We start from the raw sequence: 2,983 nt of genomic DNA on the forward strand, positions 1-2,983 counted from the left end.
CCTGGGCCCCGGTGCCGCCCCCCTGGACCGCCTGCGCGCGTTCCTGCACGCCCTGGCCGACCGCACCGACGCCCAGGCCGACCTGCTGCTGATGGCCGAGGCCGACCCGCCCGACGCCCGTTTCCGGGACGGCTCGTACGGGCTCTACCAGCGGCACCTGGCCCTGCTCATCGCCAGGATCCGTCCGGACGCCGACGCCGCCTACCTGGCCGACGCCCTCCTGGCACCCCTGGCGGCCAACCTCTTCGTCCACCAGCGCCGCGCGCGCGCCATGCCCATCGAGCGGATCAAGGCGGGCCTGGACGACCTCCTGGCCGGCCTCGGCACACCGCCGCGCCCAGGGCGACCGGAATCTTCACCGTGAGGCCCCTTATGGGAACGGCGCCGCCCCGTCAGACTGGGGGCGTGAACGACTTCGATCTGCTCGTCCTCGGTTCGGGGCCCGGTGGCCAGCGCGCGGCCATCGCCGCCGCCAAGCTCGGTCGGCGGGTCGCGATCGTCGACCGCCGCGACATGATGGGCGGCGTCTGCATCAACACCGGGACGATCCCGTCCAAGACCCTCCGCGAGGCCGTCCTGTACCTGACGGGGCTCAGCCAGCGAGAGCTGTACGGGCAGAGCTACCGGGTCAAGGAAGAGATCACGGTCGCCGACCTCGGAATGCGCACCCAGCACGTCATCGGCCGCGAGGTCGACGTCGTCCGCAGCCAGCTCGCCCGCAACCACGTCACCGTCATCCCGGGAACGGGCCGGTTCGTGGAGCCGAACGCCGTCACCGTGCACGGCGGCCGGGACCGCGAGCAGAAGATCACCGCCGACCGCATCGTGATCGCGACCGGTACGCGCCCCGCCCGTCCGGACGCCGTCGCGTTCGACGAGCAGACGGTGATCGACTCCGACGGCATCATGGGCCTGGACCGCGTCCCCGAGACCATGGTCGTGGTCGGCGCCGGCGTGATCGGCATCGAGTACGCCTCGATGTTCGCCGCGCTCGGCACCAAGGTCACCGTCGTCGAGCGGCGCGAGCGGATGCTGGACTTCTGCGACCTGGAGATCATCGAGGCCCTCAAGTACCACCTGCGCGACCTCGCGGTCACCTTCCGGTTCGGCGAGACGGTCGCCTCGGTCGAGCGGATGGCCCGCGGCGCGCTGACCGTCCTGGAGAGCGGCAAGCGCATCCCCGCCGACACCGTCATGTACTCGGCCGGACGGCACGGCATGACCGGCGAGCTCGACCTGGAGGCCGCCGGGCTCGCCGCCGACCACCGCGGGCGGATCAAGGTCGACGAGAACTACCGCACCGAGGTCCCGCACATCTACGCGGTCGGCGACGTGATCGGCTTCCCGTCCCTCGCCGCGACCTCGATGGAGCAGGGCCGCCTCGCCGCCCACCACGCCTGCGGCGAGCCCGTCCAGGAGATCCACGAGCTCCAGCCGATCGGGATCTACACGATCCCCGAGATCAGCTTCGTCGGGCGCACCGAGGACGCCCTCACCGAGGCCAAGGTCCCGTTCGAGGTCGGCGTGTCCCGCTACCGCGAGCTGGCCCGCGGCCAGATCATCGGCGACTCCTACGGCATGCTCAAGCTCCTGGTGTCCCCCGAGGACCGCTCACTGCTCGGCGTCCACGTCTTCGGCACGGGCGCCACCGAGCTCGTCCACATCGGGCAGACCGTCATGGGCTGCGGCGGGACGGTCGACTACCTGGTCAACGCGGTGTTCAACTACCCCACACTCGCGGAATCCTACAAGGTCGCGGCCCTGGACGCGATGAACAAGATGCGCCACATCGCCCGCCTCACCGAGTGATCACGACGGCCAGAGCAGGTTCTCCAACTCGGCGTCGATGTCGATGAACTCGGTCTCCTGCCCGGCCGGGACGGCCTGGTAGGTACGGTGCAGGAAGTCGGCGAGGGGCGTCAGGGGCACCTCGAACAGGGCGTTGCCGAACGGGGACGACAGCGCGATGTTCAGCGAGGCGTCGTCGTCCGGCGCGGCGGGCCAGACCTCGACATCGCCGTCTCCGACCTTGCGCACGATGCCGACGGTGAGCAGCTCCCGGGCGAAGATCCACTCCACCGGCTCGTCGTCGCCGACGTAGAAGGCCATGCGGATGGCGTACGGGTCGTCCGCCGCGTACTCCAGCCCGGCGAGCAGAGGCACGGTCGTGCGGTCGGGCACGACGAGACGGAGGCCCAGCTCCGCTGAGACGGTGGTGCTGCTGTTCATGGCCATTCCTTCATACGTCGGTACCGCTGGCTCGCGGGTCGTCCGGTGAGTGCTTCTCTTCCCCCTCACGGATGTCCCCGCGATCTATGACGCCTAACTGCCGGAACTCGACCGAACATTCCGCCGCCCCCGGCCTGTGTGATCTATCTCACCCTCACAAAAGTATCCCCTGACCTGGGCAAAAGCGGATCATTCGGTACGTGTCACCCCGCGACGTGTGTAACGATCTAGGAAGTACCCCAGCCCTGCTGGAACGATCCAGCCCCCATCGCCCCGACGTCCTGCCTTAGGGTAAATCTGTGGCAATAAATCATGAAAAGGACGCGCCGCCGGCGGACGAGCCGGGGCCCTTCCAACGGTTCCGCGAAACCCTCCGCCGCAACGCGATCCTCAACACGGCCTGGCGGATCGGCGTCTTCACCGTCGGCGCGACCGTCCTCGTCGGCGGCCTGGTGATGATGGTCACCCCCGGCCCCGGCATCGTCGGCATCGTCGTCGGCCTCGCCATCCTCGCCACCGAGTTCGCCTGGGCCCAGCGCGCCCTCCACCGCGCCAAGCAGGCCGCGGAACGCGCCAAGGAGAAGGCCCTCGACCCCCGCAAGAAGCGCCGCAACACCATCCTCGCGATCATCGGCGGCCTCCTCGGCGGCGCCGCCGTCATCGCCTACCTGGTGATCTACAGCTTCACCCTGCCCTGGAACATCGACGACCCCACCTTCTGGAACTGACGCAGGACACTGCCACCCACCCACCC

The 2,983-nt window shown here is 69.4% G+C and carries 3 protein-coding genes and 1 pseudogene; 3 read left to right on the top strand and 1 reads right to left on the bottom strand.

Going from position 1 to position 2,983, the window contains the following annotated elements; translation table 11 throughout:
- Both E1298_RS49075 and sthA read left to right on the top strand, forming a co-directional pair.
- Positions 1 to 364: pseudogene (locus E1298_RS49075) on the top strand (TetR family transcriptional regulator); the annotation flags it as partial.
- Positions 365 to 405: 41 nt separating this feature from the next.
- Positions 406 to 1,809, top strand: coding sequence for a Si-specific NAD(P)(+) transhydrogenase (sthA, locus tag E1298_RS45700; protein ID WP_131903617.1), 1,404 nt, complete (start codon positions 406 to 408; stop codon positions 1,807 to 1,809).
- Here the strand turns inward: sthA and E1298_RS45705 are convergent, their stop codons facing one another.
- Positions 1,810 to 2,229, bottom strand: a complete 420-nt coding sequence (locus tag E1298_RS45705; protein ID WP_131903618.1) for an SsgA family sporulation/cell division regulator — start codon at positions 2,227 to 2,229, stop codon at positions 1,810 to 1,812.
- A 299-nt stretch (positions 2,230 to 2,528) separates the two neighbouring features.
- Here E1298_RS45705 and E1298_RS45710 point away from each other — a divergent pair, with 299 nt between their 5' ends.
- Positions 2,529 to 2,957 carry a PGPGW domain-containing protein gene (locus tag E1298_RS45710; protein WP_131903619.1) on the top strand — a complete coding sequence of 143 codons (429 nt, stop codon included), beginning with the start codon at positions 2,529 to 2,531 and terminating at the stop codon, positions 2,955 to 2,957.
- Positions 2,958 to 2,983 lie beyond the last annotated feature (26 nt).

The sequence above is a fragment of the Actinomadura rubrisoli genome, from assembly GCF_004349215.1.
GTDB classification, from domain to species: domain Bacteria; phylum Actinomycetota; class Actinomycetes; order Streptosporangiales; family Streptosporangiaceae; genus Spirillospora; species Spirillospora rubrisoli.

What these genes read in the sequence shown, in the direction of transcription:
- E1298_RS45705 (WP_131903618.1), bottom strand. Translation starts at nt 2,229, where the DNA reads ATGAACAGCAGCACCACCGTCTCAGCGGAGCTGGGCCTCCGTCTCGTC.